Source organism: Verticiella alkaliphila (assembly GCF_018904615.1).
Taxonomy (GTDB): Bacteria; Pseudomonadota; Gammaproteobacteria; order Burkholderiales; family Burkholderiaceae_B; genus Verticiella; species Verticiella alkaliphila.
Window position 1 is genome coordinate 13,739 of the sequence record NZ_JADCNH010000029.1, and the last position, 20,918, is coordinate 34,656.

The 20,918-nt window shown below is 67.1% G+C and carries 18 protein-coding genes and 1 pseudogene; 14 read left to right on the plus strand and 5 right to left on the minus strand.

The genetic code is table 11. From position 1 onward, the window contains the following. The 5 genes from IMZ29_RS16525 (at position 1) to IMZ29_RS16545 (ending at position 5,521) form a co-directional block, all read left to right on the plus strand. A complete protein-coding gene (locus IMZ29_RS16525; RefSeq protein ID WP_371820321.1) occupies positions 1–969 on the plus strand; it encodes a D-alanine--D-alanine ligase in 969 nt (322 codons plus the stop codon). Between the two features lie 23 nt (positions 970–992). Continuing rightward, a complete protein-coding gene (locus IMZ29_RS16530; RefSeq protein WP_216186125.1) occupies positions 993–1,817 on the plus strand; it encodes a cell division protein FtsQ/DivIB in 825 nt (274 codons plus the stop codon). Continuing rightward, positions 1,814–3,046: a cell division protein FtsA gene (gene ftsA / locus IMZ29_RS16535; RefSeq protein WP_216186126.1), complete on the plus strand. Its 1,233-nt coding sequence runs from the start codon at positions 1,814–1,816 to the stop codon at positions 3,044–3,046. The genes IMZ29_RS16530 and ftsA overlap by 4 nt, the downstream gene beginning before the upstream one ends. Before the next feature lie 225 nt (positions 3,047–3,271). Continuing rightward, the gene (gene ftsZ, locus IMZ29_RS16540) at positions 3,272–4,435 is read left to right on the plus strand and encodes a cell division protein FtsZ (protein ID WP_216186128.1); all 1,164 of its coding nucleotides are present in this window, start codon (positions 3,272–3,274) and stop codon (positions 4,433–4,435) included. A 210-nt stretch (positions 4,436–4,645) separates the two neighbouring features. Further along, positions 4,646–5,521, plus strand: a complete 876-nt coding sequence (locus IMZ29_RS16545; protein ID WP_216186130.1) for a methylated-DNA--[protein]-cysteine S-methyltransferase — start codon at positions 4,646–4,648, stop codon at positions 5,519–5,521. A gap of 73 nt (positions 5,522–5,594) precedes the next feature. Here IMZ29_RS16545 and IMZ29_RS16550 read toward each other — a convergent pair whose 3' ends face one another. From IMZ29_RS16550 to lptM, 3 genes are all read right to left on the minus strand, one after another. Beyond that, positions 5,595–6,536, minus strand: coding sequence for a glycosyl hydrolase family 18 protein (locus IMZ29_RS16550; protein WP_216186132.1), 942 nt, complete (start codon positions 6,534–6,536; stop codon positions 5,595–5,597). 63 nt (positions 6,537–6,599) lie between these two features. After that, positions 6,600–7,889 carry a diaminopimelate decarboxylase gene (gene lysA / locus IMZ29_RS16555; protein ID WP_216186134.1) on the minus strand — a complete coding sequence of 430 codons (1,290 nt, stop codon included), beginning with the start codon at positions 7,887–7,889 and terminating at the stop codon, positions 6,600–6,602. After that, a complete protein-coding gene (lptM, locus tag IMZ29_RS23370; protein ID WP_216186138.1) occupies positions 7,886–8,035 on the minus strand; it encodes an LPS translocon maturation chaperone LptM in 150 nt (49 codons plus the stop codon). The genes lysA and lptM overlap by 4 nt, the downstream gene beginning before the upstream one ends. Positions 8,036–8,044: 9 nt before the next feature. Between lptM and cyaY the strand changes: the two genes are divergently transcribed. Beyond that, on the plus strand, positions 8,045–8,374 hold the full coding sequence (gene cyaY / locus IMZ29_RS16565; RefSeq protein WP_216186140.1) for an iron donor protein CyaY: 330 nt from the start codon (positions 8,045–8,047) through the stop codon (positions 8,372–8,374). A 61-nt stretch (positions 8,375–8,435) separates the two neighbouring features. Here cyaY and IMZ29_RS16570 read toward each other — a convergent pair whose 3' ends face one another. Beyond that, positions 8,436–10,889, minus strand: coding sequence for a penicillin-binding protein 1A (locus IMZ29_RS16570; protein ID WP_253207202.1), 2,454 nt, complete (start codon positions 10,887–10,889; stop codon positions 8,436–8,438). 198 nt (positions 10,890–11,087) lie between these two features. On the opposite strand from IMZ29_RS16570, the gene IMZ29_RS16575 reads away from it, so the two are divergent. The 5 genes and pseudogenes from IMZ29_RS16575 (at position 11,088) to IMZ29_RS16595 (ending at position 15,295) form a co-directional block, all read left to right on the plus strand. Further along, a complete protein-coding gene (locus IMZ29_RS16575; protein WP_216186144.1) occupies positions 11,088–11,699 on the plus strand; it encodes a shikimate kinase in 612 nt (203 codons plus the stop codon). Continuing rightward, positions 11,687–12,778 carry a 3-dehydroquinate synthase gene (gene aroB, locus IMZ29_RS16580; RefSeq protein WP_216186146.1) on the plus strand — a complete coding sequence of 364 codons (1,092 nt, stop codon included), beginning with the start codon at positions 11,687–11,689 and terminating at the stop codon, positions 12,776–12,778. The genes IMZ29_RS16575 and aroB overlap by 13 nt, the downstream gene beginning before the upstream one ends. Then, a pseudogene (locus IMZ29_RS16585) lies at positions 12,771–13,927 on the plus strand (deoxyguanosinetriphosphate triphosphohydrolase). Before aroB ends, IMZ29_RS16585 begins: the two are co-directional and overlap by 8 nt. A gap of 80 nt (positions 13,928–14,007) precedes the next feature. Further along, a complete protein-coding gene (locus tag IMZ29_RS16590) occupies positions 14,008–14,775 on the plus strand; it encodes a SapC family protein (RefSeq protein ID WP_216186148.1) in 768 nt (255 codons plus the stop codon). Between the two features lie 67 nt (positions 14,776–14,842). Beyond that, complete coding sequence (locus IMZ29_RS16595; RefSeq protein WP_216186150.1) at positions 14,843–15,295, plus strand: hypothetical protein; 453 nt, start codon at positions 14,843–14,845, stop codon at positions 15,293–15,295. Between the two features lie 19 nt (positions 15,296–15,314). Here IMZ29_RS16595 and IMZ29_RS16600 read toward each other — a convergent pair whose 3' ends face one another. Further along, positions 15,315–16,055, minus strand: a complete 741-nt coding sequence (locus tag IMZ29_RS16600) for a Crp/Fnr family transcriptional regulator (RefSeq protein ID WP_216186152.1) — start codon at positions 16,053–16,055, stop codon at positions 15,315–15,317. A gap of 168 nt (positions 16,056–16,223) precedes the next feature. Between IMZ29_RS16600 and IMZ29_RS16605 the strand changes: the two genes are divergently transcribed. The 3 genes from IMZ29_RS16605 to IMZ29_RS16615 are packed head-to-tail and all read left to right on the plus strand — an operon-like array spanning position 16,224 to position 20,905. Further along, entirely contained in the window at positions 16,224–18,002 is a 1,779-nt protein-coding gene (locus IMZ29_RS16605; RefSeq protein WP_216186154.1) for a type I secretion system permease/ATPase, read from the plus strand. 47 nt (positions 18,003–18,049) lie between these two features. Further along, entirely contained in the window at positions 18,050–19,420 is a 1,371-nt protein-coding gene (locus tag IMZ29_RS16610; RefSeq protein ID WP_216186156.1) for an HlyD family type I secretion periplasmic adaptor subunit, read from the plus strand. Positions 19,421–19,429: 9 nt separating this feature from the next. Beyond that, a complete protein-coding gene (locus IMZ29_RS16615) occupies positions 19,430–20,905 on the plus strand; it encodes a TolC family outer membrane protein (RefSeq protein WP_216186158.1) in 1,476 nt (491 codons plus the stop codon). The last annotated feature ends 13 nt before the right edge of the window (positions 20,906–20,918 follow it).

Consider the following 20,918-nt stretch of genomic DNA (forward strand, 5'->3'; position numbering starts at 1 on the left):
GTGGCAAACACTGACAAGATCCCGGCCGAAGGCTTTGGCCGCGTGGGCGTGCTGTACGGCGGACGTTCGGCCGAGCGCGAGGTCTCGCTGATGTCGGGCGAGGGCGTGCACCGCGCGCTGCGCGAGGCTGGCGTGGACGCCCACCTCTTCGATACCGGTACGCACGGCCTGCCCGAGCTTGCCGCCGCCGGGTTCGACCGTGTCTTCATCGCCCTGCATGGCCGCTGGGGCGAGGATGGGTGCATCCAGGGCGCCCTGGAACTGCTGGGCATCCCGTACACGGGCAGTGGCGTGGCCGCCTGCGCGCTTGCCATGGACAAGGTCATGACCAAGCGCGTGTGGCTGGAGCAAGGCTTGTCCACGCCGCGTTTTGCGGTGCTGCGCCCGGGCGTGGACATGACGGCCGCGGCCACCGAGATAGGCCTGCCGCTCATCATCAAGCCCTCGCACGAAGGCTCCACGCTCGGCCTGACCAAGGTGTTCTCAGCCTGCAGCGTGACCGGTGCCTACGAGGCTGCTGCGCGGTTCGATGACGACGTGCTCGCCGAGGCGTACATCGCCGGCCGGGAACTCACGATCGCCGTGCTCGGCGAGGGCCGCCAGGCGCGCGCGCTGCCGGTGATCGAGATCACCGCGCCGGACGGCAATTACGATTTCGAGCACAAGTACTACACCGACGACACCCGCTACGAATGCCCGGCGGACCTGCCGGCCGCGCTCACCGAACGCATCCAGGCCTTGTCCGTGGCCGCGTATCGCGCCGTGGGCTGCGAGGGCTGGGGCCGCGTGGACATCATGCTCGATGACGAATACACGCCGTACCTGCTGGAAGTGAACACCTCGCCCGGCATGACCAGCCATTCGCTGGTGCCGATGGCGGCGCAAGCCGCCGGCATGAGCTACGCCGAGCTCTGCGTGGCCATCCTCGCCACCGCACGCTGCAAGTTGCGCGGCGCGGCTGCCGAATGAACCCCCCGGGATGCCTGTGAACTGTGTGGAACAACGCCCGCTTCATCAACCTGGTCGCCAACGCGCTGACCGTCCTGGCCCTCACGGCACTGGTGCTGGGCGGGCTGGCCTGGCTCGGCCAGCGGCCGGTGTTCACGCTGGCGAACATCACGGTCGAGCCGGCCGAAGGGGATGTGCTGAGCCGCGTGACGCCGGCGAGCCTGGATGCCGTGGTGGCCGGGCGCGTGCAGGGCAATTTCTTCACGGCGGATCTGGAGAACCTGCGCCGGCTCTTCGAGGGTGCGCCGTGGGTGAAGCAGGCCATGGTGCGGCGCGTGTGGCCCAACGGCCTGGAAGTGACGCTGCGCGAGTACGAGCCGCTCGGGCTCTGGAACGACAATCAGATCCTCGACGTGGAGGGCCGGCCCTTCACGGCGAACCAGGCCGAAGCGGAGGATGCCGAGGGCGCGCCGCTGCCGCAGCTGGGCGGGCCGGAAGGCTCGGGCAAGCTGGTTCGGCGTCGTCTGACCGAACTCACCGACTGGCTTGCGCCGATCGGGCGCGTGCCGGTGAGCCTCACGCTGAGCCCGCGTCACGCCTGGGTGGCCGAGCTGGACAACGGCATGGTGCTGGACATGGGACGCGATCCGGCGACGGATCCGATCGTCGGCCAGTCGCAGCCGGACAGCCGGCGCCAGGTGCCGGTGCAAACGCGCGTGCAGCGCTTCGTGGAGGCCTTGCCGGCCATCGAACAGAACGTGGGGCGGCCCGTGATCTACGCCGACCTGCGCTACCCCAACGGTTTTGCGTTGCGCCTGGGCCCGGCGCCGACGCCTGCCAAGCCATCTTCATCGAAATCTAGACCATGACCCGAGAATCCAAAGACCTCATCGTTGCGCTGGACATTGGCACCAGCAAAGTAGTGGCTGTGGTCGCCGAAGTCCTGCCCGAGGGCCGCGTCGAGGTGCTCGGCCTGGGCCAGCACGATTCGCGCGGCCTGAGGAAGGGTGTGGTCGTGAACATCGAGAGCACGGTCAACTCCATCCAGCACGCGCTGGAGGAGGCCGAGCTCATGGCCGATTGCAAGATCCGCGACGTCTTCACCGGCATCGCGGGCAGCCACATCCGCAGCTTCAATTCGAGCGGCATGGTGGCCATCAAGGACAAGGAAGTCACCGCGACCGACGTGGCGCGCGTGCTGGAGACGGCCAAGGCCATCAACATCCCGACCGACCAGCAAGTGCTGCACGTGCTCACACAGGAGTACATCGTCGACGGCCAGGAAGACATCCGCGAGCCCATCGGCATGAGCGGCATCCGCCTGGAAGTGCGCGTGCACATCGTGACGGGCGCCGTCAGCGCCGCGCAGAACATCGTCAAGTGCGTGCGCCGCTGCGGCCTGGAAGTCCAGGATCTCATCCTGCAGCCCATCGCCTCGGCCATGGCATGCCTCACGCCCGACGAGAAGGAGCTGGGCGTGGTGCTGGTCGACATCGGCGGGGGCACCACCGACATCGCCATCTACACCGGCGGGGCGATCCGCCATACGGCCGTGATCCCGATCGCGGGCGACCAGATCACCGGCGACGTGGCCGCTGCCCTGCGTACGCCCACGCCGGATGCCGAAGAGATCAAGCTGCGCTATGGCGTGGCCAAGCAAATGCTGGCACATTCTGATGAACGCATCGAAGTGCCGGGCCTGGGCGATCGCGGCCCGCGTCAGCTCTCACGTCAGGCGCTGGGCGCCGTGATCGAGCCGCGCGTGGAGGAGCTCTTTTCGCTCGTGCAACAGGTGATCCGCGATTCCGGTTACGACGATCTGCTGTCCTCGGGCATCGTGCTCACGGGCGGCTCCTCGCAGATGCCCGGGATGGTCGAGCTGGCCGAGGACGTGTTCCTGAAGCCGGTTCGCATGGCTGTGCCGGTGTATCACGGCAGCTTGGCCGACGTGGTCTGCAACCCGCGGTTCTCGACGGTCATGGGCCTCTTGCAGGAAGCCCAGGTCCAGGGCAGTCGCGGTCGCGTGAAGGTGGCGCAGGGTGGCGGATTCCGCCAGATCCTGCAGCGCATGAAGGAATGGTTCAACGGCAATTTCTGACGACGCCCCTTGGGGCGGCGGCAGTGGTGTACCCAATAAGCTGTACGTGTTCTTTAGCGTGTCTTGCAGCAAAACGATTTGAGTGATTGAACTAAACCCCGGTGGTCGGGGCGAAAGCGAAGTGTGAAGCGCAGGCTGCGGCATGCTGGATGCCGGGTTTGTCGGATTGCGTTTTGCATTGGGCTTTTGGTTCCGACCGCCGAATGTCTCTTCCAGGAGAACCCCATGAGTATCGATATCAAAATGCTCGACAGTGACCAGAGCGGCGCCGTGATCAAGGTCGTAGGCGTGGGCGGTGCCGGCGGCAATGCCGTGGCGCACATGATTCGTCGCAACGTGCAGGGTGTGGATTTCATCTGCGCGAACACCGATGCGCAGGCCCTGATCGACACGGGCGCGCCGGTGCAGATCCGTCTGGGCCGCACCGGCCTGGGTGCTGGTGCCAAGCCGGAGCAGGGTCGCAACGCGGCCGAGACCGCGCGTGACGACATCCGCGAAGCCCTGCAGGGCGCCAACATGGTGTTCCTGACCGCCGGCATGGGCGGCGGCACGGGCACGGGCGCAGGTCCGGTCATCGCCGAAGTGGCCAAGGAACTTGGCATCCTGACCGTGGGCGTGGTCACCAAGCCCTTCACCTTCGAAGGCAGCAAGCGCATGACGGTGGCCGAAGACGGCATCCGTGAGCTCTCGCAGCACGTGCATTCGCTCATCGTTGTGCTCAACGAGAAGCTGCAGGACGTGATGGACGAAGACGCCTCGTTCGAGGACTGCTTCAAGATGGCCGATGACGTGCTGCACAATGCCTGCGCCGGCATTGCCGAGATCATCAACGTCAAGGGCAACATCAACGTCGACTTCCAGGATCTGACCACGATCATGAGCGAGCCCGGCCAGGCCATGATGGGCACGGCCGTCGCCTCCGGCGAAGACCGCGCTCGCATCGCCGCCGAGCAGGCCATCGCGTGCCCGCTGCTGGAAGGCGTGGACCTGAACGGGGCGCGCGGCGTGCTGGTCAACATCACGGCCGGCCGCTCGTTGAAGCGCCGCGAAGTGAACCAGATCATGCAGATCATCGAAAGCTACCGCGCCGAGGACGCCACCGTGGTGTTCGGCCAGGCCTACGACGAAGCCATGGGCGAAGAGCTGCGCGTGACGGTGGTCGCGACCGGCCTGGGCCGTCAGCGCGCCAAGCCGCAACTCGTGCAAGCCCTGCGCACCGGCACCGACAATGCCCCCGTGGCAGGCTCGGCCGGCGGCCCGAACTACCACGACTACGACACGCCCGCCGTGTTCCGTGGCCGCGAAGCCTCGCGCCGCGTGCAGGCGATGGAAAGCTCGGGCATGGACCATCTGGACATCCCGGCCTTCCTGCGCCGCCAGGCCGACTGAGCAAGTGTCGTCCGGCGCGGCGGGACGCCGTGCCAGACGACAGCGCGCGTCAGTGTGATGAGCCATCCTTCAGGATGGCTCTTTTTTTTGTTGTCGGGCACCCCGTTCGCGAGCCATGGCAAGAACCGGAGTGTGCCGAGGCGGCTCGAGGCAGTATCGTGACGGCTCTCCTGCCTTCTGAGCGTGCCGAGCACGACGCTTCTTGCTGCCATGACACTCACCTCCGAACCCCTCGTGTCCCGTGCGCCCGCCGACTGGGTCGCCAAGGTGTGCGATCTCCTCGGTGATGGCGAGAACGTACCTTCACTGGATGCCCTGGCCCTTGCCATGGGTTGCAGTCCAGGCCACCTGCATCGTCGCTTCAAGGCCGCGACAGGGCTCACCCCCAAGGCGTTCGCTGCGGCGCGGCGAGCCGAACGTCTGCGCGAAGGCCTGGCCACGGCGCCGCGCGTCACGGATGCCATCTACGCCGCCGGCTTCGGTTCGAGCGGGCGCTTCTACGAATCGGCAACACAGTTGCTCGGCATGACGCCGTCGCGCTACCGAGCAGGCGGGCGCGACGAGCGGCTGCGTTTCGCGGTGGCGCAGACCTCGCTGGGCGCTGTGCTCGTGGCCTCGAGCGACAAGGGCGTGGTGGCCATTCTGATGGGCGACGAGCCGGACGCTCTGGTGCGCGAGCTCCAGGATCGGTTCGCGCGCGCGGAACTCGTCGGCGCGGATGCGACGTACGAGGCGCTCATCGCCCAGGTCGTGGGCTTCGTGGAGGCGCCGAGCCTGGGGCTGGATCTTCCACTGGACATCCGGGGCACGGCGTTCCAGCAGCGGGTGTGGCAGGCATTGCAGGCCATCCCGGCGGGCGAGACAGCCACGTACACCCAGATCGCCGCGCGCATCGGTCAGCCTGCGGCGGTGCGCGCCGTGGCAAGCGCGTGCGCGGCCAACCCGCTGGCAGTGGCTGTCCCATGCCATCGGGTGGTGCGCACGGACGGCAGCCTGTCGGGTTATGCGTGGGGCGTGGCGCGCAAGCGGGCGCTGCTGGCCCGGGAGGCGGAAGGCGGCCCAGGTGCCGGGCGCTGGGGCGGCTGAAGCGACCTCCTCGGGCGATCCCATGGCCAGGACGGCCTTGCCGAGCGGCGGTACCCCGTTCACCCCGTTCGGCTCAGGGGTGCAGGGCGGCGTGGATGCGTCGTTGCACGTCGCCTTCCACGTCCTGATTGTCGGAGTTCAACCGCCAGAGGTGGATGCCTGCCAAGCCTTCTTCGCGGTAGCCGGCCAGCACGTCGGTTTCACTGAACGTGTCGCAATCGGTCTCGGGGCAGATGCCCAGCAGGATCTTGCTCGGTGCAACGTCCAGCGCATAGAGCAGATCGAGCGTGAACTCGAGCCCCCCGGCGTAGGACTGCAGATTGACGAAGTCGGCTTGTGCAAGGGAGGCGGGCGTCAGGTATTCGTCGTCAGCGGGTGTGACGGTGAAGAGATAGGGGCGCCCGTGCTGATCCGAGAGCGTGCGCAGGGCGGTGCGGATCTGCCCGGCGATCTCGGGGAAGGCCGGCACCACGTTCTCGCCTTCGTAATCGATGTCCACGCCATCCACGGCGTAGCGTCCGCCAGCATGGCGGCGATAGAAGGCCAGGAAATCCGCCATGGATTGCGCGTACGCCCCGCGTGCCGCCGGGGTGTCGAGCACGTCCAGCGATCGCCCCCAGACGCCCTCGCCACGCCCCCACCATTGCGAGACCACGACTTCGATGGCCGGGTTCTCGCGGCGCGCCTTGTCGATGACCCATTCGAAGCGGTGGCGCAGATCACCGGTCTGCGCACTCTGGAAGAGCCCGAAGCGGCCATCCGGCTGGATACCGGCCGGCCCGACATGGAGACGGTCCACGGCGCGGAAATCCACGCGTGCCCAGTCTTCGGGAATGGTCTGGTAATCCTGAGTATCGGACAGGTAGAACCATGCCGCGGCGATTGGCCTGGCGGGTTCAGGCGAATCGCGCGGATCGTCGCCACCGCCGCAGGCGGTGAGGCCTGCCAGCACGACAAGAAGCCAGGCGCGTGGGCAGAGCCACCGGCGGGAGAGGAAGGAGCGCGCACGCCACATGGAGGATTCCGACAAGAAAAAGGCGACGGAATACCGTCGCCTGTGAACGCCGACGGCAGAGAATCAGTCCGGCAGCATGGCTTCGCCAGCGAACAGGGCCGCGACCGTCTCGCGCTCGCGCACGACGTGGACGTGGTGACCATCCACCAGGACTTCGGCCGCGCGCGCACGCGTGTTGTACTGGCTTGCCATCACCATGCCATAGGCGCCGGCGCTCTCGATGGCGAGCAGATCGCCCTGCGCGAGGGTCAGCTCGCGATCCTTCGCCAGCCAATCGCCGCTTTCGCACACGGGCCCGACGACGTCGTAGAGGTGGGTCTGACCCGCGCGTGGCACCACCGGCAACACCCCATGGTAGGCGTCGTACAGGGTGGGGCGCAGCAGATCATTCATCGCGGCATCCACGATGGCGAAGTGCTTGGCGTCGCTCGGCTTGAGATACTCGACCTGGGTGAGCAGCAGCCCGGCGTTGCCCACCAGCGAGCGGCCCGGCTCCATCACGAGACCGATGTCCGCATAGCCACGAGCCTGCAGGCGAGCGGCGACGGCGTCCACGAGCGCCTTGGGCGCAAGCGGGGTCTCGTCCTGGTAGCGAATGCCCAGCCCGCCGCCGATGTCCAGGTGATGGATGCGAATGCCGTCCGCGCGCAACGTATCGAGCAGCCCGATGAGCTTGTCGAGCGCGTCCAGATAGGGCGACATCTCGGTGATCTGCGAGCCGATGTGGCAGTCGACCCCGACGATGCGCAGGCCGGGCAGATCGCGCGCCAGACGGTAGGCCTCGGGTGCATCGGCGATCGCGATGCCAAACTTGTTCTCCTTGAGTCCCGTGGAGATGTACGGGTGCGTCTTGGGATCGACGTCCGGATTCACGCGCAGCGATACCGGGGCGACCCGGCCCTCGGCCGTGGCGACGTCGGACAGGCGGCGCAGTTCGGCCTGGGATTCGACGTTGAAGCAGAGCACGCCGGCCGCCAGGGCCGCACGCATCTCCCAGGCCTGCTTGCCCACGCCGGAGAAGACGACTTTGCCCGACTCACCGCCCGCGGCGATGACGCGGGCGAGCTCACCGCCCGAGACGATGTCGAAACCCGCGCCCAGACGGGCGAATTCGCGCAGAATGGCAAGGTTGCTGTTGGCCTTCATGCCATAGCACACCAGCAGGTCGCGGCCCTCGATGGCTTCGGCGTAACGTTGCCAGGCGGCCCGCAGCGCGGCGCGCGAATACACGTAGAGCGGCGAGCCATGGCGCGCAGCCAGCTCGGGCAGGGCCACGTCCTCGACATGCAGCACCCCGTCGCGATAGGCAAAAAAGGGCGCGCCGACGGGCGTGGGAACAGCAACAGACGTCATGATGCAGGTGTCTCGGGGGCGGGAGGGGGTGGCTCGGGCAGAAACAGCGGGCCTTTCTGGCCGCAGGCCGCAAGCAGGGTGCAAAGGCACAGCGCCGCTACAATCCGGGTAGGCCGGACGTGGCGGCTGATCAACGATTTTCGCATGGCGGGATTATGACCGAAAGTGAATTCCTGGCTCTGGCCGATCGCATCCTGTCTGCGATCGAAAAGCAAGCCGACCAATGGTACGACGAACGCGACATCGACGTGGAGCCGGAACGCAGCGGCAACGTCGTGACGCTGGTGTTCGACAACGGCACCCGGGTGGTGATCAATAGTCAGGCGCCGCTGCAGGAGATGTGGCTGGCCGCGCCTGGCGGGGCGTTCCACTATCGCCTCGACGGTGGTGCGTGGCGCGATACGCGCGGCGGCCCGGACTTGCCCGAGGCGCTGGGCGCCATCTGTTCCAAGGCGGCCGGGCAGCCCCTGACAGTCACGCTCTGACGCACCGCCTCGTCGGCACCCCCGAAAAAGCAACAAGGCCCGCGAAAGCGGGCCTTGTCGTCTACGGTGTGATGCGCTCGCCCCAGGGCCAGGCATTCGAGCTGTTCGTCTGGGTGCGCTGGGCGCGCTGCCCTGACGTACTGCCGCCTGGCTGATTGATCGAGAATCCCGACTGTCCCGGCGCCTGGCCGCCGAACTGCGCGATCGGGTCGTCCGTATTGGCGCTGCCGCCCAGGCTGTCGATCAGGTCACGCATCGGGTCCTCGTTCAAGCCCACGCTGGCCACCGCCTGGCCTTGCGGGAACTCCGAGAAGTAGAAGTTGCCGTTCTCGGCCACCAGCCCCGGCGGCTGCGGCAGCGTCTTCTGCGGCAAGTCCTTCAGCGCCGTGCGCATGTAGCTCAGCCAGATCGGCAGGGCGGCACCGCCCCCCGTCTCGCGATCGCCCAGCGAGCGCGGCTGATCGTAGCCCAGCCAGGCCACGCCGACGAGATTGGGCGTGTAGCCGGCAAACCACGCATCGACTGAATCGTTGGTGGTGCCGGTCTTGCCGCCCACGTCGTTGCGCTTGAGCTCGGTGGCACGGCGAGCCGTCCCGGCGCGCACGTTGTTGCGCAGCATCGTGTCCATCACGAAGGCCGTGCGGGCGTCGATGGCCCGCGCCGATTCGTCGCCGGCGAGCACGGGCTTGGCTTCCATCAGGAGGCGGCCGTCGTTGTTCGTGACGCGCGAGATCAGGTAGGGTGCCACGCGGTAGCCGCCGTTGGCGAACACGGCGTAGGCCCCGCCCAGCTGCAGCGGCGTCACGGCGCCCGCACCCAGTGCCATCGTGAGATAGGCCGGATGGCGTTGCGCGTCGAAGCCGAAGCGGGTGACGTAATCCTGGGCATACTGCGGGCCGATCGCCTGCAGGATACGGATGGACACCATGTTCTTGGACTTGGCGAGCCCGTCACGCATGGAGAGCGCGTACTCGTACGAATTGCCGTAGTTCTTGGGCGCCCAGCGCTGGCCGCCCGTCTGCGCGGCCTCCAGCACGAACGGCTGGTCGGAGATCCGCGTGCCTGGCGTGAGGCCACGTTCGAGCGCGGCGGCGTAGATGAAGGGCTTGAAGCTCGAACCCGGCTGGCGCCACGCCTGCGTGACGCGGTTGAACTTGCCCTGACCGAAGTCGAAGCCGCCTGCCATCGCCTTGATCGCGCCATCTTCCGGGGCGATCGCGACGAAGGCGCCCTGGACTTCCGGCATCTGCACCAGCTCCCAGTTGTCGCCCGCGCGGCGGATGCGCACGACGGCGCCGCGCCGGATCTGGCGGGCGGGCTGGGCCTTGGACGACAGCGCCGGCTTGGCGAAGGCGAGCTGCTTGCCGTTGATCTCGATACGCTCGCTGGAGCTGCGGGCCACGGTCACCTTGTCGCTGCCGGCCTCCAGGACCACAGCGGCAAGCAGGCCGTCGCTGTCCGGGTGAGCGGCGAGGGCTTCATCCACGACGTCATCGAAGCGCTCGGCGTCGCCCTCGATGCCTGCCGGCAGATCGATGAAGGCTTCCGGTCCGCGATAGCCGCGGCGACGGTCGTAATCGAGCACGCCGTCACGCAACGCCTTGGACGCCAGGGCCTGATCGGTAGAGGTGACGGTGGTGTAGACGTTCAGACCCCGCGTGTAGGTGTCTTCCTTGTAGATGTCATAGACCAGCTGACGCGCGAGCTCGGCCACGTACTGGCCGTGTTCACGCAGGTTCGGACCCTGATCGCGGGATTGCGGGCGCACGACGATCTTCTCGCCCATGGCCGCGTCGTACTCGGGGCGCGTGAGATAGCCCAGGTCCAACATGCGGCCCAGCACGTAGTGCTGGCGCAGCGTGGCGCGCGGCAGGTTGCTCACCGGGTTGAAGCGCGACGGGGCCTTCGGGATGCCGGCCAGCATCGCCGCTTCGGCAGCGTTGATCTCGGTGAGCGACTTGCCCAGATAGGCGCGCGCGGCGGCTTCGAAGCCGTAGGCGCGCTGGCCGAGATAGATCTGGTTGATGTAGAGCTCGAGGATCTGGTCCTTGGTGAGGTTCGCTTCGATCTTGAAGGTGAGCAGCAACTCGTAGAACTTGCGCGAATACGTTTTCTCGGACGACAGGTAGAAGTTGCGCGCCACCTGCATGGTGATCGTGCTCGCCCCCTGCGCCTTGGTCATCTGCGTGACATTGGTATAGGCCGCGCGCGCCACGCCTGCCCAGTCGATGCCGCCGTGCTGATAGAAGCGGTCGTCTTCGGCCGACAGGATCGCGGCCTTCAGGACGTCCGGCACTTCATTGATCGGCACCACGCGGCGGCGTTCTTCGCCGAATTCGCCGATGAGGACGTTGTCGGCCGTGTAGACGCGCAGCGGCACCTTGGGCCGATAGTCGATCAGGGCGTGCAATTCGGGCAGATTGGGCCACGCCAGCGCGAGCGCCAGGCCGACCAGCAGGGCGCCGCACAATGCAAGACCGGCCGCGATGCTGGCGCCCGCGGCGATCCAGCGCAGCGGGCCGCGCGAAGGCTTGGCCTTCGCCTCGCGAGCGGGCTTCTTGGAGGGGGGGGGTGTCTTTCGCCATGGCGAGGATTTTAAGGTTTGGGTCTGACACGGGTCTGAGCACCCGGGCCGTTTTTGTAACCAATCTGCCGGTTGTGGCTTTTTGGGAACAGTGCAGCGGTGGGATAATGCCGTCAAAGAGACACGACGATGACCATGGCCTTGACGCTCGCCGAGCCCGCTCCTGCCGTTCCCCCGCCTGACACGGCAGGGGCGGACGCGCCGCTTCCGATCTTCCTGGTGGGCATGCCCGGCGCGGGCAAGACCACGATCGGGCGCGGCATCGCCCGTGCGCTCACGCGCACGTTCCTGGATCTGGATCACGAGCTCGAAGCGCGGTGCGGGGTGCGCATTCCCATCATCTTCGACCTGGAGGGTGAGGTTGGGTTCCGCAAGCGCGAAACCTTCGCCCTGGACGAATGCTCGCAGCGGCGGGGCATCGTGCTCGCCACGGGGGGGGGCGCCGTGCTCGCCGCCGAGAACCGCGCCTATCTCCGGGAGCGTGGTCTGGTCGTCTACCTGCGCGCCAACCCGGCCGATCTCTATGCCCGCACCCGCCACGACCGCAACCGCCCCTTGCTGCGCACCGGTGACCCGCTCGCCACGCTCGAAGCCCTGATGGCGGTGCGCGACCCGTTGTACCGCGAAGTCGCCCACCTCACCGTGGACACCGGCAAGGTCGCCGTGCGTCACCTCGTCAATCGCATCGTCCCCATGTTGCGCACGTATTCCCGAGAACCGGAGCTCTTATGCAGGAAGTAGCAGTCGACACCCCTGGCGGCCAGTACCCCATCCGTATCGGCCGGGGTCGGCTCGCCCGGCTGGCCGAGGCCGTGCCGGCGGATGTCACCCGCATCGCTCTCGTCACCAATCCCACCGTGGCAGCGCTCTATGGCGACACGGCCGAGCGCGCGCTGCGCGAGAGCGGGCGTGAGGTGCTGCGCATCGAGTTGCCCGATGGCGAGCACCACAAGGATTGGCAGACCTTGAACACGCTCTTCGATGCCCTGCTCGAGCACCGGTTCGACCGCAAGTGCCTGTTGGTGGCGCTAGGCGGCGGGGTGATCGGCGACATGGTGGGTTTTGCCGCGGCCGTCTACATGCGCGGTGTGCGCTTTCTGCAGGTGCCCACCACGTTGCTCGCCCAGGTCGATTCGTCGGTGGGCGGCAAGACGGCCGTGAACCATCCCCTGGGCAAGAACATGATCGGGGCGTTCCACCAGCCCGTGGCCGTGGAGATCGACACGGACGTGCTGGCCACGCTGCCGGCGCGCGAAGTCTCGGCCGGCCTGGCGGAGGTCATCAAGTACGGCATGATCCTCGATGCCGAATTCTTTGCCTGGTGCGAAGCGCAGGCTGCGGATCTGCGTGCCCTGGCACCGGCTGCCATCACGCACGCCATCGCGCGTTCCTGCGAGCTCAAGGCCCAGGTCGTGGGCCGCGACGAACGCGAATCCGGCGAGCGTGCGCTGCTCAATTTCGGTCATACCTTCGGGCACGCCATCGAATCCGGCCTGGGCTATGGCGTCTGGCTGCACGGCGAGGCCGTGGGCTGCGGCATGATCCAGGCCGCGGAGCTCTCCAGCCGCGTGGCCGGCCTGCCGCGCGAGGACGTCACCCGCATCCGGGCGCTCGTGGAGGCCATCGGCTGCCCGGTCCAGGCGCCGGATCTTGGGGCCGAGCGCTGGCTCGATCTCATGCAGGTCGACAAGAAGGCCGAGGGCGGCAAGGTGCGCTTCGTCCTGCTGTCGGCGATCGGGGCCTCCCACACGGCCCCGGCGGCCGAGGCCGCCGTGCGTGAAGCCCTGGCCGTCACCACCGCTGCGCCTGCCCATGCCTGACGCGCTCGCCCCGTATGCCTGCGATCCGGCGCACACCCGGGGGCGGCGTCATGCCGAGCCGCCGCCCGAGGGCCGCACGGCCTTCCAGCGCGACCGCGACCGCATTGTGCACGCCAATGCCTTCGGCGCCTGGAATACAAGACCCAGGTGTTCGTGAACCACGAGGGCGACCTCTTTCGCACGCGGCTCACGCACAGCCTGGAGGTGGCGCAGATCTCGCGATCCATCGCGCGATCGCTGCGGTTGAACGAGGACCTGATCGAGGCGATCTCGCTCGCGCACGATCTCGGCCACACGCCCTTCGGGCATGCGGGGCAGGACGAACTCAACGACTGCCTGCGCGAGCTCGCGCCCGAGACCTACGGCTTCGAGCACAACCTGCAGAGCCTGCGGGTGGTGGACGAGCTCGAAGAGCGTTATGCGGCCTTCGACGGGCTGAACCTGTGCTTCGAGACGCGCGAGGGCATCTTGAAGCACTGCTCGCGCGAGCGCGCCGAGCACCTGGGCGACGTGGGCCAGCGCTTTCTGGACGGCACCCAGCCCTCGCTCGAGGCGCAGATCACCAATCTCGCGGATGCCATCGCCTACAACAACCACGATATCGACGACGGCCTGCGCTCGGGCCTGATCACGCTCGCCCAATTGGACGAGGTGGCAATCTTCGCGCGCCACCGCGACATCGTGGATGCGGAATACCCCGGCCTGGAAGAGCGCCGGCGCGTGGCCGAGATCGTGCGGCGCATGATCAACACCTTGATCGTGGACCTCACCGCGACCACGGCCGCCCGCATCGCCGAGCTTGCGCCGGGCTCCGTGGATGCCGTTCGCGCGGCGCCGCGTCTGGCGGGCTTCAGCGATGCGGTCAGACGCGAGGCCGATCAGCTCAAGGCCTTCCTGCGCGACAACCTGTACCGGCACTATCAGGTGATGCGCATGACGAGCAAGGCGCGGCGCATCGTGCGCGAGCTCTTCACGGCGTTTCTCGCCGAGCCGCGGCTGCTGCCGCCGCAGTTCCAGCAGCGCGCGGCCCAGCCGGCCCCGGGCGCGCGGGCACGGGCCATCGCCGACTACATCGCGGGGATGACGGACCGCTACGCGATTCGGGAGCACAGGCGCCTCTTCGACATGCGCACCGGTCACACCGACTGATGGCGCACGTCACAGGCTGACGCAAAGCCGTCAAGCGCATGCAGTATCCTAGGGGTTTGACAGTCAACCATCGAGGCTCCATGCCGCTCCAGGTACTTTCTCGCCAAACCCACAAGGACTTGCGACTCGTCCGTCCGGATCAGCCTTGGGCGTTCGCGCGCACGCGCATGATCGCCGGGCTGGTGGCGCCCGAATTGGCAGAAGCCGGCAAATCCTTCCCGATCGCCTTCAGCCGCAATGGCGATCGCGTCAATGTCCTGTGCCTGCTGGGCCTGGGCGATCGCAATCTCTTCATCGACGAGCAGGGCCGCTGGATCGGCGCCTATATTCCTGCCGTGCTGCGCGCCTGGCCGTTCTCGCTCGTGCAGCAGGGCGAGCAGCGCGTGATCGGCCTGGACGACGAGAGCGATGCCTTCAGCCGCACCGAGGGCGACCCGCTCTTCGACGAGGCCGGCGAGCCCAGCGAGCGTCTGCAGAAGACGGTCAAGTTCCTCCAGACCTTCAGCGACCAGGAACAGGTCATGACGCGCGCCGTCACCGCCCTGGACAAGGCCGGGCTGCTGGTGCCGTGGGATCTGGCGGTCAAGCGCGGTGATGGGTCGGGTCTGAACATCAGCGGCCTGCTCCAGGTGGATCGGGCCGCATTCGAGGCATTGCCCGACGACGCCTTCCTCACGCTGCGCCGCGAAGGCGCGCTGCCGCTCGTGTATGCGCACGTGTTCTCGCAGCGCAACGTGAGTCAGCTCGAGACGCTGGCCAAGCGTCGCGAGGCTGCCCCGGCCGCCGCCCAGGCCACGGCCGATCTGCCGCAGGCGCTGTACATCACTGACGATTACCTGAAGTTCTGATGCCGCGTTGGCGACAGGGCCTGCTCTGCCGCCAACGTCCGACTGCTCGATATCGACTCTGCAGCTCATGCGTGCTGTCGTTCTGCTTCGTGTCGGTCTGGCTTTGTCCATCGCCCTGGCGTTCATGTGGCTGGGGGCGACGACGTACCGCCTTTCACTTGAGGATTACCACCCTCGGCCGGGTACCTGGCTCTTTCGGACCGGGCTGTCCGCCCTCGTGCGCAATGCGCCCGTCGAGCTTGCGTTGGGGTCGCCGGATTACTTCGGCTCGGTAGGCGATGGGGCGAAGCTGCCGCAATCGGAAGTGTCGATGATGGTGGCACCCACCGATCGGGAGGCGGCACAACTCGCCTGGCAGGCGCATCTTCATGATGCTGGGTTTGCCCCGGCCGTGCCGCAGCCGGACGCCCTGGCGCCCGGCGAGACCGCCTACGTTGGGCCGAAAGGGCAGGCGGCCATCCTCGGTTCCTGGCGTGAGCCTGGCGGCGAGCTTCTGCTGATGCTGAGGCACTACGACTAGCGGCGCCGGGCCGCGCGTGTCATTCCTGGGCAGCGCCGCGCGCTTCGCCCTTTCCGCGCGAGACGCGCAGCTCCATCTCGCCGCGGGCAAGTTTGGCGAGGGCCACCGGATTGCGCACGATCAGCCGGCGGTTGTCCTTTTCGACGATGTTGTTCGCGAACAAGGCCTGCATGGCGCGCGAGACGGTCTCGCGGCTGACGTTGGCGGTGATGGCGATCGCCTGCTGGCTGGGCAGGTTCTCGATGGTGACGAGGCCTTCGTCGTTCCAGGTGCGGGCCGCACCGTGGAGCACGGCGTAGATGCGCGAGAACGCGCGCGCCATGCCAAGCACCGTGCGGATGTGCGAGGACTGCCGGATCGTATGGCACAAGCGCAACAGGATGCGTTCGGCCACGACGGGATGCCGGGTGAAGAGGCGTCGAGCCACGTGGCCGGGCAGTTCGCCCACGAGCGAGGTCGTGGTGGCCACCACCGAAGCAGAACGCACGCCGCCGTCGATGACGGCGATCTCGCCCAGGTAGTCGCCGGATTCGACGAAATGCAGGCCGACTTCGCGGCCGTCCTCGGCAGGGGCGATCACCTGCAGGCGGCCGGAGATGAGCATGACCAGGCTGTCGCCGGGCGAGCCCTTGTGGATCACGTAAGCACGCTTGTCGAACTGCTCGAAATGCGTCAAGCCCACCAGTTCCTGCAGGATGGCGGTATCGAGTCCGGCCAGCAGCTTCTGCTGGCGCAAGGCTTCAAGCGGCGAAAAGTCCACGGTAAACAGGGCAGCGAGGGAAGGCGAATTCTAGCGGATTCGGTCATCGCTGGTGACGGCCGTCACGTAAATTCATTGTATTGTGTGACCTGGGTCACACATTTGGTGATAACATCCGCTCGGCTCCGGATGGCCGGACGTAAATTTCTGTGGGTTGAAGGTGATTCCATGGCTGGCAAGCTGAGCGCGCCCCGAGACGAGATCGTACAAGCCCTGCTGGGCTTCAAGAAGGCATTCCGCTCTGTCGGCGTCTTCAGCATGATCATCAATCTGCTGATGCTCACCGGTCCGCTCTACATGCTCCAGGTGTACGACCGCGTCCTGAGCAGCCGTAATACCTACACGCTTCTGATGATCACGATCATCGTCGTCGGGGCCTACATCTTCCTGTCCGCGCTCGAGTACATCCGCAGCCAGGTCGTGATTCGCGTGGGTTCGCGTCTCGATCTGCACATGAATCGCCGGGTCTACACCGCCGCGTTCGAGCAGAACCTGAAGAACGGCAACGGTAACGCCGGCCAGGCGCTGAGCGATCTCACCACGATCCGCCAGTTCGTCACGGGTAATGCGCTCTTCTCGTTCTTCGATGCGCCCTGGGCCCCCATCTACATCGCCGTCATTTTCCTCTTCAACGTGTGGCTCGGCGTTTTCGCCCTGGTTGGCACGCTGATCCTCGTGGCCATGGCGATCATCAACCAGGCGGTCACCAAGAAGCCCCTGGCCGAGGCCAACCAGATGTCCGTGGTATCCGGCCAGCACGCCACCAACACGCTGCGCAACGCCGAAGTCATCGAGGCGATGGGCATGCTGCCCAACCTGCAGGCCCGCTGGTATCGCCTGCACGAGAAGTTCCTGGCCCAGCAGACTGAGGCGAGCAACAAGGCCTCGAGCGTGAGTGCCTTCACCCGCTTCTTCCGCCTGTCGCTGCAATCGCTGGTGCTGGGCCTGGGCGCGCTGCTGGTGCTCGAAGGCCAGATGACGGCCGGCATGATGATCGCAGGCTCCATTCTCCTGGGCCGCGCGCTGGCGCCCGTCGAAGGCCTCATCAACGTGTGGAAGCAGTGGGCGGGCGTCAAGAGCGCCCACGGCCGTCTCGTGAAGCTCCTGGAGCAGAATCCGGCCCGCAAGTCCGGCATGGAATTGCCTGCACCCACCGGCAAGCTCTCGTTCGAAGGCGTGACCGCAGCCCCCCCGGGAGCCCGCCTGCCCGTGGTGCGCAACGCCACGTTCGCGCTGGAGCCGGGCGACATCCTCGGCATGATCGGCCCGAGCGGCTCGGGCAAGTCCACGCTGGCGCGCCTCATGGTGGGCGTGTGGCCGGCCATGGGCGGCAAGGTGCGCCTGGACGGCGCCGACGTCTACCAGTGGAACAAGGACGAGCTCGGCCCGCACGTGGGCTACCTGCCGCAGGACATCGAGCTCTTTGCGGGTTCGATCAGCGAGAACATCGCGCGCTTTGGCAGCCTCGATGCGGCGAAGGTGATCGCCGCCTCGCGCATGGCCGGCGTGCACGACATGATCCTGCAATTTCCGCAGGGCTACGATACGGTGATCGGTGACGGCGGTGCCGGGCTGTCCGGCGGCCAGCGCCAGCGCATCGCGCTTGCCCGGGCACTCTACGGTCTGCCCGCTCTGATCGTACTGGACGAGCCCAATTCCAACCTGGACGAGTCCGGCGAGGAAGCGCTGCGCCAGGCCATCGCCAAGCTGAAGGAAGCCAAGCGGACGGTGATTCTCATCACCCACCGCACCAGCATCATCGCGGCCACCACCAAGCTCGTGCTGTTGCGCGATGGTGCCGTCAACATGTTCGGCCCCACCAATCAGGTGCTCGCTGCCATCGCCCAGGCCAACCAGCGCAAGGCGGGCAATGCCCCGCCCGCGCCGCCCGCCGTGGCGGGCCCGGGTAGCGCACCGCCTGCGGCCCCCGCGCCGCGCCCGGCCTGAGCCATCCTCCGAACCCTGCTGCACAACGCCTTTCTACGTACATCGCCATGGCAAAATTCTTTGGCCGCAAGAAGTCTGAGGAGGACGTCGAAGTCCTCGGCGCCGACGTGCTCGATGCACCGGCCAGCGCCGTCGACATCGACGATCGCCGCCACACCCGTGCAGGCTGGTTCATCGTCCTGTTCGGCGTCTTCGGCTTTCTCGCCTGGGCCGCCTTCGCGCCCCTGGACCAGGGCGTGCCGGCCCCTGGCACCGTCATGGTCTCGGGCAATCGCCAGGCCGTGCAGAATTTGGTGGGCGGCGTCGTCGACGAGATCCTCGTGCGTGACGGCGCCCGGGTCAAGGCGGGTGACGTGCTGATCCGCATGAACGAGACCCAGTCCAAGTCCGAGGCTGAGAGCCTGCGCGGCCAGTACTACTCGCTCATGGCGGTCGAGGCGCGCCTGGCGGCCGAGCGCGATGGCCAGACCCAGATCACCTACCCGAAGGCCCTGCTCGATGCGCAGTCCGATCCGCGCGTGACGCAGTCGATCGGCCTGCAGAACCAGCTTTTCGAATCGCGTCGCCTTGCGCTGCAAAGCGAGCTCGATGCCGGCGCCGAGGGCGTGGCCGCGCTGCGTGCGCAGATCACGGGTCTGCAATCCATCGTGAGCTCGCGCAAGGATCAGGCGGGCTTCCTGAAGGAGCAGCTCACCGGCATGCGCGATCTGTCGCGTGAAGGCTATGTGCCGCGCAACCGCCTGCTCGAACTCGAGCGCACCTGGAGCCAGCTCAATGGCGACCTGGCTGAAGCCAGTGCCGGCATCGTGCAGGCTCAGCGCCAGATCAGCGAGATGCAGCAGCGCATGACGCTGCGCCGCCAGGAATACCAGCGTGAAGTGCGCACCCAGCTCACCGACACCCAGCGTGAAGTGCAGACGCTCCACAGCCGCATCACCTATGCTGACTTCGCCCTGCGCCACGCCGACGTGCGTGCGCCTGCGAGCGGGGTGGTGGTGGGTCTGTCGATCTTCACCAACGGCGGTGTGGTCCAGGCAGGCACGCACATGATGGATATCGTGCCGGCCGACGAGCCCCTGATGGTCGAGGTCAAGGTGCCCGTGCACCTGATCGACAAGGTCTATCCGGAGCTGCCGGTGGAGATGATGTTCACCGCCTTCAACCAGCGCTCCACGCCGCATATTCCCGGCAAGGTCGTGACCGTGTCGGCCGACCGCCTGGTCGAGGAAAAGACCGGCGAGCCCTACTACCGCGTCGAAGCGCAGGTCACGCCCGAGGGCGAGAAGATGCTCACCACGCACGACGTGCGCCCAGGCATGCCCGTGGAAGTCCTGGTGAAGACGGGTGAGCGCTCGCTGCTCAACTACCTCTTCCGTCCCATCCTGGATCGTGCCAACACGGCCCTGGTGCAGGAGTAAGGAAGCCATATGAAGATCCGCACCGGCTTGCTTGCCGTCATCGCCGCCTACGCCGCCTCGGTGGGCTCGGCCCACGCCTTCGGCCTCATGGACGCGTTCATGGCGGCCCGGCAGTTCGATCCGCAATACCGTGCCGCCTGGCAGACCCGCGAGGCGGGCCTGCAAGAGGAGCGCATCGCGCGCGCGCAGTTGCTGCCGCAGGCGTCGTTCAGCTACGGCTACAACCGCAACTGGCTCACGCAGAACGTCGAGAATCCGCAGACGGGCCAGACCCAGACCAACTCGAACGACAACTATCCGAGCTACGTGGGCCGCATCGAAGTGCGCCAGCCGGTGGTGAACTTCCAGGGCTGGGCGGGGCTGCGCCAGGGGCAGGCGCTCTCGCGCATGGCCGAGGTCGAGTTCGACGGCCGGCACCAGGAACTGATGCTGCGCCTGTACGAGACCTATGCCAACACCTTGCTCGCGCGCGACCAGCTGTCGATCGCGCAATCGCAGGCTACGGCGCTCGAAGAGCAGATGCGCTCGAACGACCTGATGTTCAAGGCAGGCGAGGGCACGCGTACCGACATGATCGAGACCCGCTCGCGCTATGACGTCGCACGCGCGCAGGTGATCGCCGCCGAGGACGAACTGGGCGCGGCGCTGCGCGAGCTGATCGGGATCGTCGGGCCCGGCCAGCTGACCAGCGTCGAGCAACTCGATCAGCTCGTGCCCAAGTTCTCGCCGTCGCCGGCGCAGCTCGACAGCGTGGAGCAATGGGTGCAGCTTGGGCGCACCAGCAATGCGCAGGTGGCCGCGGGGCGCTTCAACGTGCAGGCCGCGGACGCCAATGTAGACCGCAGCCGTGCAGGCCATTATCCGCAACTGAACCTCGTCGCCGCGCACCAGCGTGACGAGGCGGACTCAGTGTCCACGATCAACCAGCGCAATCGCAACAGCATGATCGGCGTGCAATTGAGCGTGCCGATCTTCTCGGGCGGCGGCGTGAGTGCGCAGACGTCCCAGGCCGTGGCCAACTACCAGCGGGCGCAGGCCGAGCTCGACGCCACCAGTTCCGGCGTCGAGGTGGAACTGCGCCGTCAGTACGCCCTGGTGCAGAGCAACGCGGCCAAGATCCAGGCGCTTGAGAGCGCGGTGGAGTCGGCCACGCTGCTCGTCGAAGCCACCCAGAAGAGCGTGGCCGGCGGCATGCGCGTGAACCTGGACGTTCTCAACGCCGAAGAGCGCCTTTTCACGGCGCGGCGCGATCTCGCCCAGGCGCGCTACGACTATCTCAACGCCTTCATGCAGCTGCGCTACTACGCCGGCGTGCTGACCGTGGACGACTTGCAGACCGTGGCGCGCTACTTCGCGCCCCCGGGAACGTACGGTCGCGACTCGGCCTACAGCAGCAACGAGACCGAGAAGATCGACATGAAGGCCGCGAGCCGCTCTCCGAGCGCCTCGGTGGGCCGCCTGCCGGCCAGCGCCCGCGCGCGCTGACCGGCACCCCGCA

Excerpts from the sequence above, each read along its gene's own strand:
- ftsA (WP_216186126.1), top strand. The coding sequence starts at position 1,814 with ATGACCCGAGAATCCAAAGACCTCATCGTTGCGCTGGACATTGGCACC.
- ftsZ (WP_216186128.1), top strand. The coding sequence starts at position 3,272 with ATGAGTATCGATATCAAAATGCTCGACAGTGACCAGAGCGGCGCCGTG.
- IMZ29_RS16545 (WP_216186130.1), top strand. The coding sequence starts at position 4,646 with ATGACACTCACCTCCGAACCCCTCGTGTCCCGTGCGCCCGCCGACTGG.
- IMZ29_RS16550 (WP_216186132.1), bottom strand. The coding sequence starts at position 6,536 with ATGTGGCGTGCGCGCTCCTTCCTCTCCCGCCGGTGGCTCTGCCCACGC.
- lysA (WP_216186134.1), bottom strand. The coding sequence starts at position 7,889 with ATGACGTCTGTTGCTGTTCCCACGCCCGTCGGCGCGCCCTTTTTTGCC.
- lptM (WP_216186138.1), bottom strand. The coding sequence starts at position 8,035 with ATGCGAAAATCGTTGATCAGCCGCCACGTCCGGCCTACCCGGATTGTA.
- cyaY (WP_216186140.1), top strand. The coding sequence starts at position 8,045 with ATGACCGAAAGTGAATTCCTGGCTCTGGCCGATCGCATCCTGTCTGCG.
- IMZ29_RS16575 (WP_216186144.1), top strand. The coding sequence starts at position 11,088 with ATGACCATGGCCTTGACGCTCGCCGAGCCCGCTCCTGCCGTTCCCCCG.
- aroB (WP_216186146.1), top strand. The coding sequence starts at position 11,687 with ATGCAGGAAGTAGCAGTCGACACCCCTGGCGGCCAGTACCCCATCCGT.
- IMZ29_RS16590 (WP_216186148.1), top strand. The coding sequence starts at position 14,008 with ATGCCGCTCCAGGTACTTTCTCGCCAAACCCACAAGGACTTGCGACTC.
- IMZ29_RS16595 (WP_216186150.1), top strand. The coding sequence starts at position 14,843 with ATGCGTGCTGTCGTTCTGCTTCGTGTCGGTCTGGCTTTGTCCATCGCC.
- IMZ29_RS16605 (WP_216186154.1), top strand. The coding sequence starts at position 16,224 with ATGGCTGGCAAGCTGAGCGCGCCCCGAGACGAGATCGTACAAGCCCTG.
- IMZ29_RS16610 (WP_216186156.1), top strand. The coding sequence starts at position 18,050 with ATGGCAAAATTCTTTGGCCGCAAGAAGTCTGAGGAGGACGTCGAAGTC.
- IMZ29_RS16615 (WP_216186158.1), top strand. The coding sequence starts at position 19,430 with ATGAAGATCCGCACCGGCTTGCTTGCCGTCATCGCCGCCTACGCCGCC.